The sequence below is a fragment of the Streptomyces pratensis genome, from assembly GCF_016804005.1.
Classification (GTDB): Bacteria; Actinomycetota; Actinomycetes; order Streptomycetales; family Streptomycetaceae; genus Streptomyces; species Streptomyces pratensis_A.
Genome location: NZ_CP051486.1, coordinates 6,723,357 through 6,744,642 on the forward strand (window position 1 = coordinate 6,723,357; position 21,286 = coordinate 6,744,642).

A 21,286-nucleotide genomic window follows, 5' to 3' on the forward strand; every position below is an offset into this window, starting at 1 on the left:
GCGACTACTTCCCGTTGCGGCCCTTGGGGCCATCTGCGTTGTCGTACTTCTCGTACGCGTCGACGATACGGCCGACGAGCTTGTGCCGGACGACATCCTGGGAGGTGAGCCTGGAGAAGTGCACGTCCTCGACGTCGTCGAGGATGTCCTGGACCTGCCTCAGGCCGCTCTTGGTGCCGCCCGGCAGGTCCACCTGGGTGACGTCACCGGTGACGACGATCTTCGAGTCGAAGCCGAGGCGGGTGAGGAACATCTTCATCTGCTCGGCGCTGGTGTTCTGCGCCTCGTCGAGGATGATGAACGCGTCGTTCAGGGTCCGGCCACGCATGTATGCCAGCGGCGCGACCTCGATCGTGCCCGCCGCCATCAGCCTGGGGATCGTGTCGGGGTCGAGCATGTCGTGCAGGGCGTCGTAGAGCGGCCGCAGATACGGGTCGATCTTGTCGAAGAGCGTGCCGGGCAGGAAGCCGAGCCGCTCCCCCGCCTCGACGGCGGGCCTGGTGAGGATGATCCGGCTGACCTGCTTGGACTGCAGGGCCTGGACCGCCTTGGCCATGGCGAGGTACGTCTTGCCGGTGCCCGCGGGGCCGATACCGAAGACGATGGTGTGCTTGTCGATCGCGTCGACGTACCGCTTCTGGTTCAGCGTCTTGGGGCGGATCGTGCGGCCACGGCTGGAGAGGATGTTCTGGGTGAGCACCTCGGCAGGTGTCTCGGCGCCCTCCCCGTCGCCGTTGCCGCTCGCCCTGAGCATGGCGATCGAGCGTTCCACAGCGTCCTCCGTCATCGGCAGCCCGGTGCGGAGCACCAGCACCATCTCGTCGAACAGGCGCTGGATCAGGGCGACGTCGGCCGCGCTTCCAGTCGCGCTTATCTCATTGCCCCGGACATGGATGTCGACGGCCGGGAACGCCGTTTCGATCACGCGCAGCAGCGAATCGCCGGATCCCAGGAGCATCACCATGGGGTGTGCGGCCGGAATGCTGATCTGGGCGCGCGCCTGCGGCTGTGTAGGTGACTGAGTCATGGGCCGGCCCTCGGGCCTGCGCATACCTCCCGTTGCAGGGCCGTCGCTGCTCGACTGCCTCTGGACTACCAGCGTACGACTCCACACCGACAACACCGAGAGGTTTTACCCGGTGATCATCAGCGCTTCACTGACGGAAGCCGATGGTCGGGACGGCACGGCGCAGGGGCCAGGCCCTGCTCGTCGCGGGCAGCAGCTCCTCCAGGAAGGCGTAGCGCTCCAGCGCCGTGGGGTCCTGGCCGGCGCAGGTGCGGACCTGCTGCCACCAGCCGCCGATCTCCGCCCATCCAGGTGCGGAGAGCGATCCGCCGAACTCCTGCACCGACAGGGCCGCCGTGAGCCCTGCGAAGGCGAGGCGATCGGCGAGCGGCCAGCCGGCCAGCGTCCCCGTGACGAACCCGGCGACGAAGACGTCGCCCGCTCCGGTGGGGTCAAGGGCCTCCACGTCGATGGCGGGCACCTCGGCGGCGGTCCCGGTCACCCGGTCCACCGCGTAGGCGCCCTCCGCCCCCAGGGTGACCACGGCGAGGGGCACCCGCTCGGTCAGGGCGTGAGCGGCGGCGCGCGGGCAGTCGGTGCGGGTGTAGCGCATGGCCTCCTCGGCGTTGGGGAGGAAGGCCAGACAGTGGGCGAGGTCGGGCAGGGCGTCCAGGTCCCAGCGGCCGGTCTCGTCCCAGCCGACGTCGGCGAAGACCATCGCGCCGTTCCGGGCGGCCCCGGCCACCCAGGGCTCGCTGCGGCCCGGGGTGAGCGAGGCGACGGCGGCGCGTGCGCGCGGGGGGCAGTGCGGGAACGTGCGGCCGGGCGCGGAGGTGGCGGGGGCCGGTGCCTCGTGACCGTGCGAGACCATGGTGCGCTCGCCCTCGTACGCCATGGAGACGGTGACGGGTGAGTGCCAGCCGGGGACCGTGCGCGACATGGCCAGGTCGATTCCCTCGCCTTGTTCGAGGGCGTCCCAGCAGTACTCGCCGTAGTGGTCGTCGCCGAACGCGGCCGCCAGCGACGTGTGCAGGCCGAGGCGGGCGAGGGCGGTGGCCATGTTGGCGACGCCCCCGGGACTGGATCCCATCCCCCGGGCCCAGGACTCGGTGCCGCGCACCGGGGCGCTGTCCAGGCCCGTGAAGACGATGTCCAGGAAGACGGTCCCGGTCAGGAAGACGTCACAGGCCGGGTCCTGCGGGACGCGCAGCCCGTGCAGCGGGTCGATGCCTGGATCAGCTGTGCTCACCTTGCGCTCCCCGGCCGTGGCAGATCTGAACAGTGCGAGATCTGGCCAGTCTGCCGGATTCGCTCCCCCATCCGCGGAGCCCGCGCCGCAGCGCTCACAACCACCCCGACCTGCATAAACATGCGTTGCTACCCGGCCTCGGAACGCATAAACCACTATGTGATCCAGATCACATCGAGTCGGCTTTCCGTCGCCGGTTCCCGCTTGATACAAATTGGCCCGCGAGCACCGTTCGGGACAGTTGACGACGAGTGCCGCTTCTCCCGCTTTTTCTCGCTCCACCCTCCCCTGCCTTGCCCCGCTCCACCTTGCCTTGCCCTCCCCTGCCTTCTTCTGCCTCCTCTGGCATGTCTTCAGGAACGCCCATGTCCTCGCGCCCTCGCGCCGCGTGGCCCCTGGTCGCCGTGTTCACCGCCGGTTACCTCGCCGCCTATCTGCTCCCCACCATCGTCGGCCGCCTCAGCACCTATCTGGGGCTGAGCTCGGCCCAGGCCGGCCTTGTCGGCAGCGCCCTCCTGCTCAGCTCGGCCTCCGCCGGCTTCGCGCTGGCGGGACGCGTCGAGAGATACGGGTCGCGGAGACCGGCGCGGGCGGGACTTCTGCTCGCCACGCTCGGCTACGGATGCGCGGCGCTGACCACCTCGGTACCGCTGGTGATCCTGGGCGTCGTGATCGGCGGATTCGGCTCCGGCACGGCAACCGCCGTGGCGGCGTCCGGCATCGCCGCGCAGCACGACCCGCACCGGACCTCGTCGCTCGGGCTGCTCAGCGTCTCGGCGACGGCGGGAGCCCTCTACCTGACGATCCCTCACCTCGGCGGCGGCCACCGGCTGCCGTTCGCCTCCATCGCGCTGGTGGCTCTTCTCGTCTGGCCCGCCACGGCCCGGCTGGGCGGCTCCACGCCCGTCGGCGCGACGTCGCCGGTGCAGGGACGGCTGCCTCACCGGCGGTCGGGCCTGGTGCTGGCCGGCGGGATGCTCGTCTGGTCCATGGCGCAGAACGCCCTGTGGGGCGTGAGCAGCCGCATCGGTGCCGACCAGGTCGGCCTCTCCGAGGTGACCGTCGGAGCCGTCTTCGCCGCCGCGCTCGGCGCGGGCCTGCTGGGCGTCATGGGTGCGGGCGTACTGGGAGCCCGGCTCGGGCGGGCGGTGCCGATCGGCCTCGGCACGATGATCATCGCGGGGAGCATCGTGCTCAGCTCCTCCGCCGACGACCTGGGGTCGTTCGCGACCGGTGAGATCGCGTGGAACACCTTCTACCCGGTGGTCCTGTCGTATCTGATCGGGCTGGCGGCCTCCCTGGACGTGCGCGGCCGCTGGGCGGTTCTCGCGGGTTCGGCCTCATCCGTGGGCACGGCCTGCGGCCCCCTCCTCGGCAGCGTCCTGTCCGAACAGGCGGGTTACGCGGTGATGGGCCTGATCCTGGGGGCCGCCACGCTCCTGGTCGCGGCCCCCGTCACCGCGGTGGCGCTGCACACGGGCGGACGCCCGCTGGTGCCAGGTTCCGTCCGGCGCAGGGGCGGCGCCCCGGCCGCGCTCCTCGCCGCGACGACCAACAGCCTGTCCGGCGCGGTGCCCAAGCTGGGCGCGCCGGAGCAGGCGGTCGCGGAGATCAGCGTGCCGGCGCTGCGGCGCAGGCGTCTGGTGCGGAGCGCGTTCCGGACGGCCGGCCCGGCCGGCGGGGCCGGTCAGTCGAACGCGTACGCCTCGACCTCGGAGAGGTAGCGCGCCCTGCGCTCCTCGTCGTGGTCGAGGAAGGCCGCCTCGAAGGAGTTGCGGGCGAGGGTGCGCAGCTGCTCACGGTCCAGGCCGAGCGCCTCGTGCACGGCGTGGAAGGTGTCTCCGACGTATCCGCCGAAGTAGGCCGGGTCGTCGGAGTTCACCGTGCAGAGCAGGCCGGCGTCCATCATCGACCGCAGAGGGTGCTGCTCCAGGACGTCGATGGCGCGCAGCCGCACGTTGGACAGCGGGCAGAGCGTCAGCGGGATCCGCTCGGAGGCCAGCCGGTCCACCAGCTCCGGGTCCTCCATGCAGCGCAGACCGTGGTCGATCCGTTCGACGCCGAGGACGTCCAGGGCCTCCCGGATGTACTCCGGCGGGCCCTCCTCGCCGGCGTGGGCGACCTTGCGCAGGCCGAGGGCGGTGGCCGCCGCGTACACCTCGCGGAACTTCGCGGGCGGGTGGCCGACCTCGGCCGAGTCGAGGCCCACGGCGCTGATGCGGCGCAGATACGGCTTGGCGGCCTCCAGGGTCTCCAGCGCCGACTCGGCGGACTTGTCGCGCAGGAAGCACATGATCAGCTGGGTGGAGATGCCGTGCGCCTCCTCGCTGCGGTCCAGCGCCCTGCCGAGCCCTTCGATGACGGTGCCGATCGGCACGCCGCGGTCGGTGTGGGCCTGCGGGTCGAAGAAGATCTCCGCGTGCCGGACACCCTGGGCGGCGGCACGGGCGAGGTAGGCGTCGGCCAGTTCGGCGAAGTCCTCCTCGGTACGCAGCACCGCCATCAGGGCGTAGTACAGGTCGAGGAAGGTCTGCAGGTCCTCGAAGAGGTACGCCTTGCGCAGCTCCTCGGTGTCCGCGTAGGGCAGGTCCACGCCGTTGCGTGCGGCGAGCGCGAAGGCCAGCTCGGGTTCGAGGGTGCCTTCGATGTGGAGGTGGAGTTCGGCTTTGGGGAGGTGCACGGGATTCTCGTTACGTGTGGCGGGTGGGTACCGGGACCCTGATCAGGTCCTGGGCGATGGTCAGTTCGCCTTCGAAGCCGGCTGCCCTGGCCTGGCGCTCGAAAGCGTCGGGGTCGGTGTAGCGCTGGGAGAAGTGCGTCAGCACGAGGTGCCGTACGTGCGACTCCTTCGCCACCCGGGCCGCCTGGCCGGCGGTGAGGTGGCCGTGGTCGGCGGCGAGCCGGCTGTCCTCGTCGAGGAACGTCGACTCGATCACCAGCATGTCGCATCCCTCGGCAAGGGCGAACGCGCCCTCGCAGAGCCGGGTGTCCATGACGAAGGCGAAGCGCTGTCCGCGTCGGGTCTCGGAGACCTCTTCCAGCGGGATGCCGCGCAGGGCCCCGTCCTTCTGGATCCGCCCGACGTCGGGCCCGCCGATGCCGTGCTCGGCGAGCTTCGCGGGCAGCATGCGCAGCCTGTCCGGCTCGGTGAGGCGGTATCCGTAGGACTCGACCGGGTGCGAGAGCCGGTGGCTGTCTAGGGTGTACGAACCCGTGGTGACGAGCACCCCGTCGGCGGCGACCGGAGCCTCGGTCAGCTCCACCGACTCGCGGTAGGCGGTCGCGTACCGCAGCCGGTCGAAGAAGCGCTGTCCGCTCGCCGGGTAGTGGACGGTGACGGGATGCGGCACCTGGTCGAGGTTGATCCGCTGGATCACGCCCGCCAGGCCCAGCGAGTGGTCGCCGTGGAAGTGCGTGACGCAGATCCGGTCGATGTCGTGCGCGGCGACGCCCGCCCGCAGCATCTGGCGCTGGGTCCCCTCGCCCGGGTCGAAGAGGATGCCTTCGCCGTCCCAGCGCAGCAGATAGCCGTTGTGGTTGCGGTGACGGGTCGGCACCTGGCTGGCGGTGCCGAGGATGACGAGTTCTCGTACGGACACGGGTGGCGGCCTGCCTAGGGTCTTTCGTCCGGACCGGGCTGGATCAGGCCCGGTCAGGCGGGGATTCAGGGAGCGGGTTACGGCGTCGGGCGTCGCGGGGCGGGTTACGGCGTCGGGCGTCGCGGCGCGGGTTACGGCGTCGGGCGTCGCGGCGCGGGTTACGGCGTCGGGCGTCGCGGCGCGGGTTACGGCGTCGGGCGTCGCGGCGCGGGTTACGGCGTCGGGCGTCGCGGCGCGGGTTACGGCGTCGGGCGTCGCGGCGCGGGTTACGGCGTCGGGCGTCGCGGGGCGGAGCAGGTGGGCCGTCGGGGCCCGCCTTGCCCGGGCTAGGCCGACAAGCCCGGGAAGGCAGTCACGCCGGCCGGGGCGAGGCCGCGAGGTGCGGCACCGGCGCGCGCGGGCCCGGCATGATCTGGATGAGGGGCCCTTATCCGGGGGGCCACTGCATCCCGCGCCCGCCCAGGACGTGGGCGTGCGCGTGGAAGACGGTCTGTCCGGCGCCCGCACCGGTGTTGAGCACGATGCGGTAGCCGCTCTCGGTGAGCTTCTCGTCCGCGGCGACCAGGCCCGCCTCGCGCAGCACGTCGGCGGCGGCCTGCGGTTCGGCGGCGGCGAGTGCGGCGGCGTCCGGGTAGTGCGCCTTGGGGATGACCAGGACGTGGGTCGGGGCCTGAGGGTTTATGTCGCGGAATGCGACGGTCGTCTCGCTCTCGCGGACGATGGTCGCCGGGATGTCACCTTTAACGATCTTGCAGAACAGGCAGTCGGTCTGCGGCTCTCCCGCCATGGCCCGGCCTCCTCGGTCGTTCGGTCCTCGTGGTCAGTACACCGGCATGCTATCGGGCCGGGGCGACGCGACGGCCTTCAGCTCCAGCGCCCGGTGCGTCCCATCAGCAGGGCCGCCGCGGCCGTCCCCGCGGTCGAGGTGCGCAGCACACTGGGGCCGAGCCGGTACGGGGGCGCTCCCGCCTCGGCGAAGGCGGCCAGCTCCTGGGGCGAGACCCCGCCTTCCGGGCCCACGACCAGCACGATCGAGCCGTGAGAAGGGAGTTGGACGGTGGCGAGCGGCTCGCTGCCGCTGTCGCGGTCCTCGTGCAGGACGCCCGCGAAGTCCGCCCCGGCCAGCAGGGCCGCGACCTGCTTGGTCGTCATGGCCTCGGCCACCTCGGGGAAGCGCACCCGGCGCGACTGCTTGCCCGCCTCGCGCGCGGTGCTGCGCCACTTGGCCAGGGACTTCAGTCCGCGGTCGCCCTTCCACTGCGTGATGCAGCGCGCGGCCTGCCAGGGCACGATCGCGTCGACACCCGTCTCGGTCATCGTCTCCACGGCGAGCTCACCGCGGTCGCCCTTGGGCAGCGCCTGGACGACGGTGAGGTGCGGGGTGGGCACGGGCTCCTCGTGGACGTTCTCCAGGCCGGTGACCACGAGCCGGTCCTTGCCCTCGGCCGCCCGTACGACGCCTTCCGCCCAGCGGCCCCGGCCGTCGGTCAGGACGACGTCCTCCCCCTGGTTGAGCCGCTTCACGGACACGGCGTGCCGTCCCTCGGGGCCGTCCAGGACGAACTCCTGCCCGCCGGGCAGCTGTTCGACGACGAAGACCGGTGCCGTCACTGGGCACTCCTCACACTCACTGCCGCACGTGCGGCTTCCATTTCGGCGGCGAGCACACCCACGAGCTCACCGGCGGGCAGCTCGCGCGCCAGCCGGTGCCCCTGGCCCGCCCACAGGGCCATGCCCTGTGCGTCCTCGGTACGGGCGGCGGCCTTGCGCAGCCCGCTGGTCAGCTGGTGCACCTGCGGGTAGGCGGCGGGGGCGTACGGGCCGTGTTCCCGTACGAACCGGTTGACCAGCCCGCGTGCGGGGCGGCCGGAGAAGGCCCGGGTCAGGGTGGTCGTCACGAACAGCGGGTTGGTCAGGGCCTGCTTGTGCAGCGGGTGCGCCCCCGACTCGGGGCACGGGAGGAACGCCGTACCGAGCTGGGCCGCGTCGGCCCCGGCCGCCAGGACGGCCGTGATCTGGGAGCCGCGCATCAGCCCTCCGGCCGCGACGACCGGCAGCTGTACGGACTCACGGATCTCGGCGAGCAGGGAGAGCAGTCCGGTGCCGGCGAGGCCGGCCTGGGGGTCGTCGCGGTGCGTGGACTGATGTCCGCCCGCCTCGCCGCCCTGGACGCAGAGGGCGGCGGCTCCCGCCCACCGGGCGTTCCGCGCCTCCTGCGGCGAGGTGACCGTGACCACGGTGAGCGTGCCGGCCGCGGCGAACGCGTCGAGCACCTCTCGGGCGGGGCAGCCGAAGGTGAAGGAGACCACGGGTACGGGATCGTCCAGCAGGATCGCGACCTTGGCCTCGTAGCCGTCGTCGCCGCTGGAGTCCGTGTCGCCGAGAGGGGTCTCGTACCAGGAGGCCTCACCGGCCAGCTGGTGGCGGTAGACCTCGACGGCGGCGGGGTCGGCGACCAGCGGCTGCGGCATGAAGAGGTTGACGCCGAAGGGTCCGCCGGTCAGCCTCCGGAGCTGCTTGACCTCGTTGTACATCCCGTCCGCCGTCTTGTACCCGGCGGCCAGGAAACCGATCCCGCCCGCCTCGGTGACGGCGGCGGCCAGCTCCGGGCGTGACACACCGCCCGCCATGGGGGCCTGCACGATCGGATACCGGAAGAGATCGGTCAGCGCCAAGGACATGACCGCATCGTGCCACGTCCACCGGATCGTGCCGAATCAGCCCTTTCACACGGCGCACGGGCGGCCGCGCACACAGCACCGCCCGCCGGTACGGGACCGGCGGGCGGTGCGGTGACAAGGGTTCAGCGGCCGTTGAAGGCGTCCTTCAGGCGGGAGAAGAGTCCCTGCTGTCCCGGCTGGAACTGGCCGGTGGGCCGCTCCTCGCCGCGCAGCTTGGCCAGCTCCCGCAGGAGGCGCTCCTGCTCGGGGTCCATCTTCGTCGGGGTCATGACCTCGACGTGCACGATCAGGTCACCGCGCCCGCCGCCACGCAGATGCGTGATGCCGCGCCCGTGCAGCGGGACCGACTGGCCGGACTGGGTGCCCGGCCTGATGTCGATCTCCTCCAGACCGTCGAGTGTCTCCAGCGGCACCTGTGTGCCGAGCGCCGCAGCCGTCATCGGGATGGTGACCGTGCAGTGCAGGTCGTCGCCGCGCCGCTGGAACACGGCGTGGGAGACCTCGTGGATCTCGACGTACAGATCGCCGGCGGGGCCGCCGCCGGGGCCGACCTCGCCTTCGCCCGCGAGCTGGATCCGGGTGCCGTTGTCGACACCTGCGGGGATCTTCACGGTGAGGGTGCGCCGCGAGCGGATGCGGCCGTCACCGGCGCACTCGGGGCACGGGGTCGGGACGACCGTGCCGAAGCCCTGGCACTGCGGGCAGGGCCGTGAGGTCATGACCTGGCCCAGGAAGGACCTGGTGACCTGGGAGACCTCGCCACGGCCGCGGCACATGTCGCAGGTCTGCGCGGAGGTGCCGGGTGCGGCGCCCTCGCCACTGCAGGTCGTACAGACGACCGCCGTGTCGACCTGGATGTCCTTGGTCGTGCCGAAGGCCGCCTCGTTGAGGTCGATCTCCAGCCGGATCATGGCGTCCTGGCCGCGCCTGGTCCGCGAACGGGGCCCGCGCTGGGCGGCGTTGCCGAAGAACGCGTCCATGATGTCGCTGAAGTTGCCGAAGCCGCCGGCACCGAAGCCACCGGCACCCCCGCCACCGCCGGAGGCGGACAGCGGGTCGCCGCCGAGGTCGTAGACCTGCTTCTTCTGCGGGTCCGACAGCACCTCGTAAGCGGCGTTGATCTCCTTGAACCGCTCCTGGGTCTTCGGGTCCGGGTTGACATCCGGGTGCAGCTCGCGTGCGAGCCGACGGAATGCCTTCTTGATCTCGTCCTGAGATGCGTCGCGGCGCACGCCGAGTACGGCGTAGTAGTCCGTGGCCACTTACGACTCCGCCAGGATCTGTCCGACGTAACGTGCCACTGCGCGTACCGCTCCCATCGTTCCGGGGTAGTCCATGCGGGTCGGTCCGACCACGCCGAGTTTGGCGACTGCCTCGTCGCCCGAACCGTAGCCGACCGCGACGACGGACGTGGCGTTGAGGCCCTCGTGGGCGTTCTCGTGCCCGATCCGTACGGTCATGCCCGAATCCGTTGCCTCACCGAGCAGCTTCAGCAGCACTACCTGCTCCTCCAATGCCTCCAGCACCGGCCGGATCATCACAGGGAAGTCGTGCCCGAAACGGGTGAGGTTGGAGGTGCCGCCGATGATCAGCCGCTCCTCCGTCTCTTCGACCAGTGTCTCGAGAAGAACGGAGAGCACCGTCGAAACGGTTCCCCGGTCCTCGTTCTCGAATGACTCCGGCAGGTCCTGCACCAGTTGCGGGACATCCGCAAAGCGTCTTCCGACGACCCGGCTGTTGAGCCGGGCCCGCAGATCGGCCAGTGACGTGTCACCGAAGGGTGCAGGGCAATCGATCATACGCTGCTCGACCCGGCCCGTGTCCGTGATCAGGACGAGCATCAGCCGGGCGGGAGCCAGCGACAGCAGCTCCACGTGCCGGACCGTCGACCGGGTCAGCGAGGGGTACTGCACGACGGCGACCTGTCTGGTCAGCTGCGCGAGCAGCCGGACCGTGCGGCCCACGACGTCGTCGAGGTCGACCGCGCCGTCGAGGAAATTCTGAATGGCCCGGCGCTCCGGCGACGACAAGGGCTTCACGCCCGCAAGCTTGTCGACGAAGAGCCGGTAGCCCTTGTCCGTCGGAATGCGCCCCGCACTGGTGTGCGGCTGGGCGATGAAGCCCTCGTCCTCCAGCACGGCCATGTCGTTGCGGACGGTAGCCGGGGAGACCCCAAGGCTGTGCCGCTCCGTGAGCGCCTTGGAGCCGACGGGCTCCTCGGTGCCGACATAGTCCTGGACGATGGCGCGCAGCACTTCGAGTCTGCGTTCGCTGAGCACCGCGCACACCTCCAGCTGTGGTTCTTCGGCTTCTGCCTGGCACTCTGTGCGTTCGAGTGCCAGCAATCCCCCCGGTCAGTGTACGGGGGCGAGGTGGGGCCGGGGCAAGGGCGACCGGCCACGCCGTCATGGGACTGCGCAGGTCGTTGCCGATAGCGTCGTCGCATGGACGTCTCTTGGGAAGAGTTCGGCTGGGAGCGGTTGGGCAACGGTACGGGGCGGCGGCGCCTCCCCGTCTGGGACGCGACCGCCGCGCTGGTGGCCGGGGCCGACGGTGTGCTGCTCTACGACACCGGTTCGACGCTCCGGGAGGGCGTCGAACTGCGGACCCAGGCCGAGGGCCTGCTGGGCCGGAGGGTGACGCATATCGCACTGAGCCATCCGCACTTCGACCACGTACTGGGCACGGCGGCGTTCTCCGGGGCGGAGGTCTACGGAGCGGTCGGCACGGCGGAACTGCTGGGCCGGGGCGAGGAGCTGCGCGCGGACGCGCTGCGGCACGGGATGAGCGAGGCGGACGCCACCGCGGCCACCGACGCCCTGGTGGCCCCGCGGCATCAGGTGAGCGGTGAGTGGACGCTCGATCTCGGCGGCGGGCTCCAGGTCCTGCTGGCCAATGTGGGCCCCGGGCACAGCGGTCACGACCTGGCGGTGCTGGTACCGGGCTCCCCCGTCGTGGTGCTCTGCGGCGACCTGGTCGAGGAGTCGGGCGAACCCCAGGCCGGCGGGGACGCCGTCCCCACGCACTGGCCGGCCGCTCTGGACCGGCTGCTGGAGCTGGGCGGCGAGGACGCGCTGTACGTACCGGGCCACGGGGCGGTCGTGGACGCGGCGTTCGTACGGGCGCAGCGTGATCAACTGGCCGATCGCTTCGGCGTGTCGTGAACGGCCGCCCGTTTATCGTCGTGCCATGCGCAGCTACCAGCCGGACCTGACTCCGCCGTGGAAGAAGTCCGCCCCCGCCCCCGAGGTGCCCGCAGAGCCCGATCTGGTCGTCGAGGAGGCCGTCAGCGGCTTCTGCGGCGCGGTGATCCGGTGCGAGAAGACGGCCCAGGGGCCGACGGTCACGCTGGAGGACCGCTTCGGCAAGCACCGGGTCTTCCCCATGGAGCCGCGAGGCTTCCTGCTGGAGGGGAAGGTGGTCACGCTCGTACGTCCGTCGACCGGCGGCCCGGTCCGCCCGGCGCGGACCGCGTCCGGTTCGGTGGCGGTCCCCGGGGCACGGGCACGGGTGGCGCGCGCGGGCCGGATCTATGTGGAGGGGCGTCACGACGCCGAGCTCGTGGAGCGGGTCTGGGGCGACGACCTGCGCATCGAGGGCGTGGTGGTGGAGTACCTGGAGGGCGTCGACGACCTCCCGGCGATCGTGCGGGAGTTCGCACCGGGCCCGGACGCCCGGCTCGGTGTCCTGGTCGACCACCTGGTGCCCGGTTCCAAGGAGTCCCGGATCGCCGGGCAGGTCACCGACGCGCACGTGCTGGTGGTGGGGCACCCGTACATCGATGTCTGGGAGGCCGTGAAACCGTCCTCCGTGGGCATCCCAGGGTGGCCTGAGGTACCGCGCGGCCAGGACTGGAAGACGGGCGTCTGCCGCGCCCTGGGATGGCCGGAGAACACGGGCGCGGCCTGGCAGCACATTCTTTCCAAGGTCGTCTCGTACAAGGACCTGGAGCCGCAACTACTGGGCCGCGTAGAGGAATTGATCGACTTCGTCACTCTTCCCGAATGATGCCGCCGGGCCGTTGAGAAGGATCCGGTACCGATCCCCCTGAACACCTGCGCCGCACACGCACCGTCCGTTATTGAGGGATGACTGCAGGGCCGGACGCAGGGGGAGGCACGGGGGCGGATGACACGCGAAGTGTGGCGGGACAGTGCGGAGAACGAGGCGGCCTCCGCCGTCTTCCACCTCATGCAGCAGCTCATCGACCGGTACCGGGTCAACCGGCCGGTGATGCCGCTGGTGGTTGCGCAGGCCGAGGACGCTTCCGCCGGCCCGGAGATCGACGCCCGGGTCGAGCAGATCGTCCGCCAGGTCCACCGGGCGAACCAGCTGCGCCGGGTCCCGGTGAAGCTGCTCGACGGCGACGGTGCCACCCCGTACGAAGCGGCGCTCTCCATGGTCCGCACCCTCACCGAGCGGCCCTGGGAGACCCGGGGCACCTCGCAGTACAAGCCCTTCACCTTTCCCCGCTCCCGGCTGCTCGCCGCCATCGAGCAGGCGACCGGGACGGTCGTGGCACAGCCGGACCGGGGCTCGGCCCGTGATCGCGACGAACGGATCCTGGAGCAGCTGGGCAGCCTGCGCTGGCGGGCGAGCCGGTCGGGAGGCAACAGCTGGTGGGACTCGCTGCGCGCCTCGGTCCGTCCGGAGACCTTCCTGGGCGCCGTCTTCATCGCCGTGCTCAGCGTGCTGCTGGGCGAGATCGGCTGGGTACTGACCGCCCTGGTGGCGGCCGCGGCCCTGGCCGGTCTGGCGGTCGTACGGCTGATGACGAGGGCGGCGCCGCCGCTGCTGTGGCTGCGCGGGGCCAGCAGGTGGCTCGCGACCACGTCGTCACTCGCCGCGTCGAGCACCGCCTATCCGTCCGACGGCTGGTCCCGTTTCTCCCCCAGCGGTTCGTGGCGGGTGATCAGGGCGCGGGCCGCGGCCGTCGCGGAGCGGGTGGCCGACGCGGGCGCGGGCGACGAGCACGCGCGCCAGTTCCACCTCGAGCTGCGGGTCCAGGCGCTGCTGGAGGACCTGCTGGACAGCTACCGGGCGCACGCCCTGGACTGGCGGCGCTGCAAGCGCACCGTCCCGCCGGTGGTGTTCCTGCCGACGGCCACCCAGGACAACGGCGGCATCCTGCTGATCAACGCCATCAACAACGTGCGCTCCCGGCGCAGCGAGGTGGACCCGCTGCTGCTCCTGGCCTCCCTGCCGGCCGACCGGATCATGCGGCACACCCCGCCGTTGCCCCCGGAGCCGCCGGCGAACAGCAGCGCCAGTTCGGGCGCCCGGGCCCGTTACGAGACCTGGGTCGAGGACCTGAGTGTCGGCCAGGCCCCGGCGGCGGCCGTGAGGCTGGCCTGGGTGCTGCGGCTGCCCCTCCCCACCGAGCAGCTGACCCACGAGCACGCCCACGTCCAGCTCGTCACCCACCGGGTCCGCCGGACCTGGGCCTGGTGGGTGATGTCGGGGAGGACCGTCACCCTGGTGCTGGTCGGCGCGCTGCTGGGGACCTTCCTGTGGAGCGAGCAGTGGAAGGAGACGTACTGCTACGGCCCGCTCGTCGGCCGCAGCACAGACGCGGTCAGACTGGCCGGCCCCGGCGGCGCCAAGGAGTGCGTCGGGGTGGCGACGGCCTCCGAGGTGCGCTTCGCCGCCGGCAACACCCTGCAGCTGAACGGAGTGGGCAAGGGCATCACCTTCGAGCGGATCGAACAGGCGATACGGGAGCAGAACGCCGGCATCGGAGCGGACGAACCGCATGTCACCGTCGTCTACGCGGGCCCGCTCACCGGCACCGACAAGAACAGGGAGGACACCCGCAAGGGCCTGGAGGAGCTGACCGGCGTCTACCTCCATCAGCGGTTCGTGAACGACACGGCGAATCGTTCGGTCAAGCTCCGGGTCCTGACCGCCAACGGGGGCCAGGACATGCTGCGGCAGACGACGGCGGTGAGGAAGATCATCGAGGTCGCCCGGCGGGACCCCACCGTCGTCGGAGTGGTGGGCCTCGGCCGCAACACCACGGAGAGCGCGACGGCCACCGGGCTGCTCCAGCGCGCCGGACTGCCACTGGTGGACACCACGAACTCCGGCAGCGACCTGGCACGCGAGTACCCGAACTACTTCGGTCTCGCCGCGACCGACGAGGAGCAGGCGGATGCCGTCGGGCTGATCGCCGGCCAGCTGGCGGACCGCCTGGACGATCCGCAGGGTGTCGTCCTGTCCAGGAAGGTGGGCAACGAGGACAAGGACCGCTACACCACCGAACAGCGCAGGGTAGGTCTGCGGATGCTGAAGGAATCCGGCTTCGCCGTGGCCGCCGACACCCAGTACTCCTTGTCCAAGGACGGCGGCTCCGCCAATCTCGACGCGCCCCTGCACGCGATCTGCGGGGCGGAGCACGTGCCCGACGCCCTGTACTTCGCCGGCCGGGTCGAGGACGTCAACACGCTGATGTCCGGCCTCGGACAGACGGCAGGCTGCTCGGACAAGGCCATCACGGTCTTCACCGGCGACGACCTGACCAAAGCGCGCTTCGACGACTCGACGAAGCTCGCGGACAAGGTCACCCTCTACTACGGCGCGCTCGCGCCCATGAGCCGGGGCGGCGGCCGGGGGTTCTACGAGGACTCCCGCAAGACGCTCGAATCGCTGCTCCCCGAAGGCCAGCGGCTGGCGGCGCTGCCGAGGGAGCGCCCGTACGAGGACAGACTGTTCGCCAGCGGTCAGACGGTCCTCTCCTACCAGGCCACAGCCGTCCTCTACGCGGCCGCGACGCGCAGCGACACCCCGCAGAGCGCGGCGGAGACCTGGGCGACGCTCTACTCGGTGGCCCTGCACGACATGCCGACCGGGACCATCACCTTCCGGGGCACGATTCCCTACACGGACCAGAAGGTGCACGGCGTGAACGTCGTCGAGGTCACGCGTCCGGGACCGGACGCGCAGAGCCGCATCGTGTGCGGCCGGGCCGCGGGTGACCTGGAACCGCTCACCCGTGCGGACTGCCGGGTGGCGTAGGGGCTCTCCGGAGCCCGCAGGACCCTCGCGCGACGGGGCGGGCAGGGGCTGGTCCGGGGCGGGCTTCGGGGAGGGGCCCGGGCCGGCTCGGCGGGCCCGGGGCGCCCCTCGGCGAGGGCGCCCCGTGCCGCGTGCGGTCCCTCGGTAGCGTGCGGTCCCTCGGCGGCGTGCGGTTCCTCAGTGGCGTGCGGTTCCTCGGTGGCGTGCGGTTCCTCGGTGGCGTGCGGTTCCTCAGTCCACCAGGTCCCGCACCACCGCGTCGGCCAGCAGCCGGCCGCGCAGTGTGAGGACTGCCCGGCCCTCGGCATACGGTCCGGGCTCCAGCAGTCCGTCCGCCACCGCGCGGCCGGCCGCCGCCAGGCCCGCGGGGGCGAGCAGTGACAGCGGGCAGCCCTCGACGAGACGCAGCTCCAGCAGGATGCGCTCGACCCGCCGGTCCTCGTCTGCGAGCACCTCACGGCCGGCTCCGGGCGATCGGCCCTCGGCCAGGGCCTGCGCGTAGGCCCCGGGATGCTTGACGTTCCACCAGCGCACCCCGCCGACGTGGCTATGGGCCCCCGGCCCGGCGCCCCACCAGTCGGCCCCGCGCCAGTACAGCTCGTTGTGCAGGCAGCGGCCCTCGGGGGTGCGGGACCAGTTCGACACCTCGTACCAGGAGAAACCCGCCGCCGCCATCGCCTCGTCGGCGATCAGATAGCGGTCGGCGTGGACGTCGTCGTCCGTCATGGGAACCTCGCCGCGGCGGATGCGCCGGGCCAGCTGCGTACCTTCCTCGACGATCAGCGCGTACGCCGACACGTGGTCGGGCCCGGCGCCGATCGCAGCGTCCAGGGAGGCACGCCAGTCGTCGTCGGACTCGCCGGGGGTCCCGTAGATCAGGTCGAGGTTGACGTGCTCGAAGCCGGCCGCACGGGCTTCGGCCACACAGGCCTCGGGCCGACCGGGCGTGTGGGTGCGGTCCAGGACCTTCAGGACGTGCTGCCGGGCGCTCTGCATGCCGAAGGAGACCCGGTTGAAGCCGCCTTCCCGCAGCGCCGCCAGATACGCCGGGTCGACGGATTCCGGGTTGGCCTCGGTGGTGATCTCGGCGTCCTCCGCCAGCCCGAACTCCTCACGGATCGCCGCGAGCATCCGGACGAGGTCCGCGGCGGGCAGCAGTGTCGGCGTACCGCCGCCGACGAAGACCGTCCGGACCGGGCGGGGGTCGTCGCCCAGGACCTTGCGGGCCTGGCGGACCTCCTCGACCAGATGGGCCGCGTAGTTGTCCCGGGACGCCAGGGCGCCACCGGAACCGCGCAGCTCGGTCGCGGTGTAGGTGTTGAAGTCGCAGTAGCCGCAGCGGGTGGCGCAGTAGGGCACGTGCAGGTAGAAGCCGAGCGGCCGGTCGGCGGCGCCTTCCAGGGCATGGCGGGGCAGTGCCCCGTCGTCGGGCACGGGTTCACCATCGGGCAGTACGGAAGGCATACCGTCCATTGTCACTCGCCGACGGAGCTGCCCCGCACATCCGCCCGTCCGTCGACCTGGATCACGAGCATGGCCAGGTCGTCGTCGGGCGGGCGCTCGGCGAAGGCGTGGACGGCCCGCTTGATGCGGTCGGCTATCCCGGCGGCCGGAAGCCCCGCACAGCCGGCCAGTACCTGTGCGAGGCCGTCACCGTCGTCGAACATCAGCCGCCCTGAGCGCCGCTCCGTCACGCCGTCCGTGACACAGAGAAGGCTGTCGCCGGGTGCCAGGTCGAAGCTCTGACTGCCGTAGGCCACGTCCTCGACGACTCCGAGCAGCACCTGCGGTTCGGCGGCCGGGCGTACGGAGCCGTCGGGACGCAGGAGCAGCGGGAGCGGATGGCCCGCGCTGGCCACGGTGCAGCGCACCCCGCCGCCGGGCAGCGGGACGAGGTCGCCGTACAGCAGGGACAGGAAGCGGGACTGGGAGCCGTCCTGCATCTGGTCACCGCCCTGGATCTGCTGGCCGCCGGCCGCGGCGACCATGAGGGCGGCGGCCTCGGCCGCCTCCATGGCATCGTCCAGGAGGAGCCTGTTGAGCCGGTCGAGGACCTCGCCGACGCGGAAGCCCTCCCGGGACAGCAGCCGCAGCCAGGGCCGGGCGAGGCCGGTGACGACGGCGGCTTCGGGCCCGCTGCCCTGGACGTCTCCGAGCACGAAGCACCAGCGGCCGCCTGGGCACGGGAAGAGGTCGTAGAAGTCGCCGCCGACGACACCGTCGTCCCCGGGCTCGTACACGAGCGCGCTGGTGACTCCGGGTATCTCGGCGACCTTGCTGGGCAGCAGGCCGCGCTGAAGGATGCGGCTGATGGTGGCCTGGCGCGTGTAGGCGCGAGCGGCGCCCACTGCCAGGCCGACCCGGCGTACGAAGTCCGCGAGGAGGGCTGCGACCGCGTCGGGGATGTGGTCGGTGCCTTCGCGGCCCACGAGGACGGCGCCGAGCGTGCGTCCGCCCGAGATGATGCGGTGGGCGAGCGCGGCCCCTGTGCCGTCCCCGCGCGCCGCTGCGGCCCCTCCGGGCCACGGCATGGGGACGGGGCCGGTGCCGACGCTTCCGGGTAGGCGGAGCGGCTCCTTCTCCAGTGCGGGGCGCAGCAGCTCGGTGCGCGCCTCGTCGCGGTGCCACACCCCGGCGAGACGGGGTGCGGCCGCCGGGCCGCCGCCCTCGCTCTCCAGCCATATGGCGCACCAGTCGGCGAGCCTGGGCACCAGGAGCGGTCCCGCTGTCGAGGCCACCAGGTCCTCGTCGAGCTGGCCCGCGAGGAGGCCGGAGGCCTCGGCGAGGAAGGAGAGCCCACCGCGGCCGGCCCAGCCCGCGTCGTCGCGCACCGCGTACCCGGGCGCCGGGGTCGGGGCCCCGCCGGGCAGCGGACGGCGTCTGCGGGGTGCCAGGTCGGCAGCCGGGGCGTCGGGCATTCCGTAGCGGTCGTCGCCGGGGAGACGGGCCCAGACGGTCTTGAGCCCGGTGCGGTAGGTGATGCCCCAGGATTCGGCGAGGGTGGCGACGAGCTGAAGCCCTCGGCCGTACTCGGCTGGGTCCGGGCGCTCGCCCTGGCCGTCGCGCACCGACCGGGCGGGATGGTGGTCGGTGATCTCCAGCACCAGCGCCGCCGGCTCGGGGCCCGCCGAGTCCTCCAGTCTGAGAAGCAGCTCGACCGTCGTCCCGGCGTGCACGACCGCGTTGGTGACCAGTTCGCTGGCCACGGTCAGCGCGTCGTCGGTGAGCCGTTCGCCGAACTCACCGGTGGAGGGCAGACCGCCACCGGTCCAGTCGGTGAGCGCCGCCCGGACGAATCTGCGGGCCGCGGCCGAGGCCTGCGGGATTCCGGGCAGGCTGGTCCGGACGACCGGACGCGGATCGTCGCCCTGACCTGCGATGACGGTACCGGGACGCTGAGCGATGTCCCGCTGCAAGGGAATGGGACCCACGGTGCGGCTCCTGACGGTCTCGCGAAACGCCGCTGACATATCCCGACAGAGTGACAGACCGGGCGCGCCCATAAGCGCCGAGTGACGGAAGTCGCCGGAGCCGGACAGAAACCGAGCGGGGCCGGCGTGCGCTCGCGCACCCACCGGCCCCGCTCCGACGTCTTCGCCGGCTGTCACGCCTCGCGGGAGCCCGCGTACATGTCGTCGATGAGGTGCTTGTACTCGCGCTCGACGACGGGCCGCTTCAGCTTGAGGCTGGGAGTCAGCTCACCGTGCTCGATGTCGAGGTCGCGCGGCAGCAGCCGGAACTTCTTGATGGTCTGCCAGCGCTGCAGACCCTCGTTGAGCCGCTGCACATAGCCCTGGATGAGCTCCACGGCCTGCGGCGACGCCACCACGTCGGCGTACGGCTTGCCGCCGAGCCCGTTCTCCTCGGCCCAGCCGAGGATGGTCGGCTCGTCCAGCGCGATGAGGGCGGTGCAGAAGTTACGGTCCGCGCCGTGCACCAGGATGTTGGATACGAACGGGCACACCGCCTTGAACTGCCCCTCGACCTCCGCAGGGGCGATGTACTTGCCGCCGGACGTCTTGATCAGGTCCTTCTTGCGGTCCGTGATCCGCAGGTAGCCGTCCTGGGAGAGCTCGCCGATGTCACCGGTGTGGAACCAGCCGTCGGACTCCAGCACCTCGGCGGTCTTCTCGGGCAGCCGGTGGTAGCCCTCCATCAGACCGGGGCCGCGCAGCAGGATCTCGCCGTCGTCCGCGATCCGCACCTCTGTGCCGGGGAGCGGCTTTCCGACGGTGCCGGTGCGGTAGGCCTCGCCCGGGTTGACGAAGGACGCGGCACTGGACTCGGTCAGCCCGTAGCCCTCCAGGATGTGGATGCCGGCCCCGGAGAAGAAGAGCCCGATGTCGGGGGCGAGGGCGGCCGAGCCGGAGACGCAGGCGCGCAGCCGTCCGCCGAAGGCCTCACGGATCTTCGCGAAGACGAGGGTGTCGGCGACCTTGTGCTTGGCGCCGAGCGCGAACGGCACCGAGGCCTTGCCGGTGCGCCGGAAGTTGTCCTGCGACACCGTGGCGTACTCGCGGGCGACACCGGCCGCCCACTGGAAGATCTTGAACTTGGCGCCGCCGCCGGCCCGTGCCTTGGCCGCGACTCCGTTGTAGACCTTCTCGAAGATGCGGGGAACGGCCGCCATGTAGGTCGGCTGGACCACCGGAAGGTTCTCGATGATCTTGTCGACCCGGCCGTCGACGGCCGTGACGTGCCCGACCTCGATCTGGCCGGACGTGAGTACCTTGCCGAAGACGTGCGCGAGCGGCAGCCACAGGTACTGGACGTCGCCCTCGGTGATCAGGCCGGTCGCCACCGTCGCCTTGGCCATGTACGACCAGTTGTCGTGCGGCAGCCGTACGCCCTTGGGGCGGCCTGTGGTGCCCGAGGTGTAGATGAGCGTCGCCAGCTGGTCCGGGGTGATGGCGGCGACCCGGTCGGTGACGGCGTCCGGGTTCTTCACCAGGTGTTCGGCGCCCCTGGCCTCGAGATCCGCGAGGGTGATGACCCAGCCCTCGGGGTCGCCGTCCGCGGACTCGGCGCCGGCCGGATCGATGACCACGACATGCGCCAGCTCGGGCAGCTCGGCCCTGTTCTCCCTGGCCTTCGCCAGCTGGGCGGCGTCCTCGGCGATCAGGACGCGGCTGTCGGAGTCGGCCAGGATGAAGGCGGACTCCTCGGTGTTGGTGGAGGGATAGATCGTGGTGGTCGCCGCACCGGCGCACATCACGCCGAGGTCGGCGAGAATCCATTCGACACGGGTGGAGGAGGCGAGCGCGACACGCTCCTCGGGCAGGACGCCCAGAGAGATCAGGCCGGCCGCGATGGCGTGGACCCGTTCGGCGGCCTGCGCCCAGGTGAGCGACTTCCAGTCGTCCGGGCCCTGCCCCGACGCGGCCGGCACCGGGTAGCGGTACGCCTCCCCGTCCGGGGTGGCCGCCACGCGGTCGATGAAGAGAGTCGCCACGGAGGGCGGTCGGCTATCGATCAAGGTCTGTGTGTCGCTCACGACGTCCTCCGGGCCTGCGGCATTGCTACGACCGGTTCATGGGTGCTGCTGCTGTGTGTCCTGCTTCTCGTTCCCGCTCGGCCTGCTTGTTTAACTGGCGAGTAACTAACGGGTGGTGATCAGAGTAGAGCGCGCGGGACCGTCGCGTAAGGGGCAGCAGGCCGCCGCTTGATAACGAACCGGGCCCCTGTGCGGCGGACGTCCGCCGCACAGGGGCCCATCGGGCTGCTCCGGGGTACGCGG

At 71.6% G+C, this 21,286-nt stretch carries 16 protein-coding genes; 4 read left to right on the plus strand and 12 right to left on the minus strand.

Annotation, left to right across the window (positions count from 1 at the left end):
* Positions 1 to 4: 4 nt before the first annotated feature.
* On the minus strand, positions 5 to 1,027 hold the full coding sequence (locus tag HED23_RS28140; protein WP_203186166.1) for a PhoH family protein: 1,023 nt from the start codon (positions 1,025 to 1,027) through the stop codon (positions 5 to 7).
* Between the two features lie 127 nt (positions 1,028 to 1,154).
* On the minus strand, positions 1,155 to 2,255 hold the full coding sequence (locus HED23_RS28145) for a carbohydrate kinase family protein (protein WP_203186167.1): 1,101 nt from the start codon (positions 2,253 to 2,255) through the stop codon (positions 1,155 to 1,157).
* 365 nt (positions 2,256 to 2,620) lie between these two features.
* Between HED23_RS28145 and HED23_RS28150 the strand changes: the two genes are divergently transcribed.
* Entirely contained in the window at positions 2,621 to 3,979 is a 1,359-nt protein-coding gene (locus tag HED23_RS28150) for an MFS transporter (RefSeq protein ID WP_203186168.1), read from the plus strand.
* Here the strand turns inward: HED23_RS28150 and HED23_RS28155 are convergent.
* From HED23_RS28155 to hrcA, 7 genes are all read right to left on the minus strand, one after another.
* Entirely contained in the window at positions 3,943 to 4,935 is a 993-nt protein-coding gene (locus HED23_RS28155; RefSeq protein ID WP_203186169.1) for an adenosine deaminase, read from the minus strand. The genes HED23_RS28150 and HED23_RS28155 overlap by 37 nt on opposite strands.
* Before the next feature lie 10 nt (positions 4,936 to 4,945).
* Positions 4,946 to 5,854 carry a ribonuclease Z gene (locus HED23_RS28160; protein WP_203186170.1) on the minus strand — a complete coding sequence of 303 codons (909 nt, stop codon included), beginning with the start codon at positions 5,852 to 5,854 and terminating at the stop codon, positions 4,946 to 4,948.
* Between the two features lie 427 nt (positions 5,855 to 6,281).
* Positions 6,282 to 6,641, minus strand: coding sequence for a histidine triad nucleotide-binding protein (locus HED23_RS28165; protein WP_203186171.1), 360 nt, complete (start codon positions 6,639 to 6,641; stop codon positions 6,282 to 6,284).
* Positions 6,642 to 6,718: 77 nt separating this feature from the next.
* Positions 6,719 to 7,465, minus strand: a complete 747-nt coding sequence (locus HED23_RS28170) for a 16S rRNA (uracil(1498)-N(3))-methyltransferase (protein ID WP_203186172.1) — start codon at positions 7,463 to 7,465, stop codon at positions 6,719 to 6,721.
* On the minus strand, positions 7,462 to 8,535 hold the full coding sequence (locus tag HED23_RS28175) for a nitronate monooxygenase (protein WP_203186173.1): 1,074 nt from the start codon (positions 8,533 to 8,535) through the stop codon (positions 7,462 to 7,464). The genes HED23_RS28170 and HED23_RS28175 overlap by 4 nt, the downstream gene beginning before the upstream one ends.
* 122 nt (positions 8,536 to 8,657) lie before the next feature.
* On the minus strand, positions 8,658 to 9,797 hold the full coding sequence (gene dnaJ / locus HED23_RS28180; protein ID WP_203186174.1) for a molecular chaperone DnaJ: 1,140 nt from the start codon (positions 9,795 to 9,797) through the stop codon (positions 8,658 to 8,660).
* A complete protein-coding gene (gene hrcA, locus HED23_RS28185; RefSeq protein ID WP_203186175.1) occupies positions 9,798 to 10,814 on the minus strand; it encodes a heat-inducible transcriptional repressor HrcA in 1,017 nt (338 codons plus the stop codon). It lies immediately after the preceding gene.
* A gap of 165 nt (positions 10,815 to 10,979) precedes the next feature.
* On the opposite strand from hrcA, the gene HED23_RS28190 reads away from it, so the two are divergent.
* From HED23_RS28190 to HED23_RS28200, 3 genes are all read left to right on the plus strand, one after another.
* Positions 10,980 to 11,699, plus strand: coding sequence for an MBL fold metallo-hydrolase (locus HED23_RS28190; protein ID WP_203186176.1), 720 nt, complete (start codon positions 10,980 to 10,982; stop codon positions 11,697 to 11,699).
* A 25-nt stretch (positions 11,700 to 11,724) separates the two neighbouring features.
* A complete protein-coding gene (locus tag HED23_RS28195) occupies positions 11,725 to 12,543 on the plus strand; it encodes a DUF3097 domain-containing protein (protein ID WP_203186177.1) in 819 nt (272 codons plus the stop codon).
* Positions 12,544 to 12,663: 120 nt separating this feature from the next.
* On the plus strand, positions 12,664 to 15,549 hold the full coding sequence (locus HED23_RS28200; RefSeq protein WP_203186178.1) for a hypothetical protein: 2,886 nt from the start codon (positions 12,664 to 12,666) through the stop codon (positions 15,547 to 15,549).
* A gap of 231 nt (positions 15,550 to 15,780) precedes the next feature.
* Here the strand turns inward: HED23_RS28200 and hemW are convergent, their stop codons facing one another.
* The 3 genes from hemW to HED23_RS28215 all read right to left on the minus strand — a co-directional run bounded on the left by hemW (position 15,781) and on the right by HED23_RS28215 (position 21,043).
* The gene (hemW, locus tag HED23_RS28205) at positions 15,781 to 17,013 is read right to left on the minus strand and encodes a radical SAM family heme chaperone HemW (RefSeq protein ID WP_203186179.1); all 1,233 of its coding nucleotides are present in this window, start codon (positions 17,011 to 17,013) and stop codon (positions 15,781 to 15,783) included.
* An 11-nt stretch (positions 17,014 to 17,024) separates the two neighbouring features.
* Positions 17,025 to 18,980, minus strand: a complete 1,956-nt coding sequence (locus tag HED23_RS28210) for an ATP-binding SpoIIE family protein phosphatase (protein ID WP_203186180.1) — start codon at positions 18,978 to 18,980, stop codon at positions 17,025 to 17,027.
* Between the two features lie 173 nt (positions 18,981 to 19,153).
* Positions 19,154 to 21,043 carry an AMP-dependent synthetase/ligase gene (locus HED23_RS28215; protein WP_203186181.1) on the minus strand — a complete coding sequence of 630 codons (1,890 nt, stop codon included), beginning with the start codon at positions 21,041 to 21,043 and terminating at the stop codon, positions 19,154 to 19,156.
* Between the last annotated feature and the right edge of the window lie 243 nt (positions 21,044 to 21,286).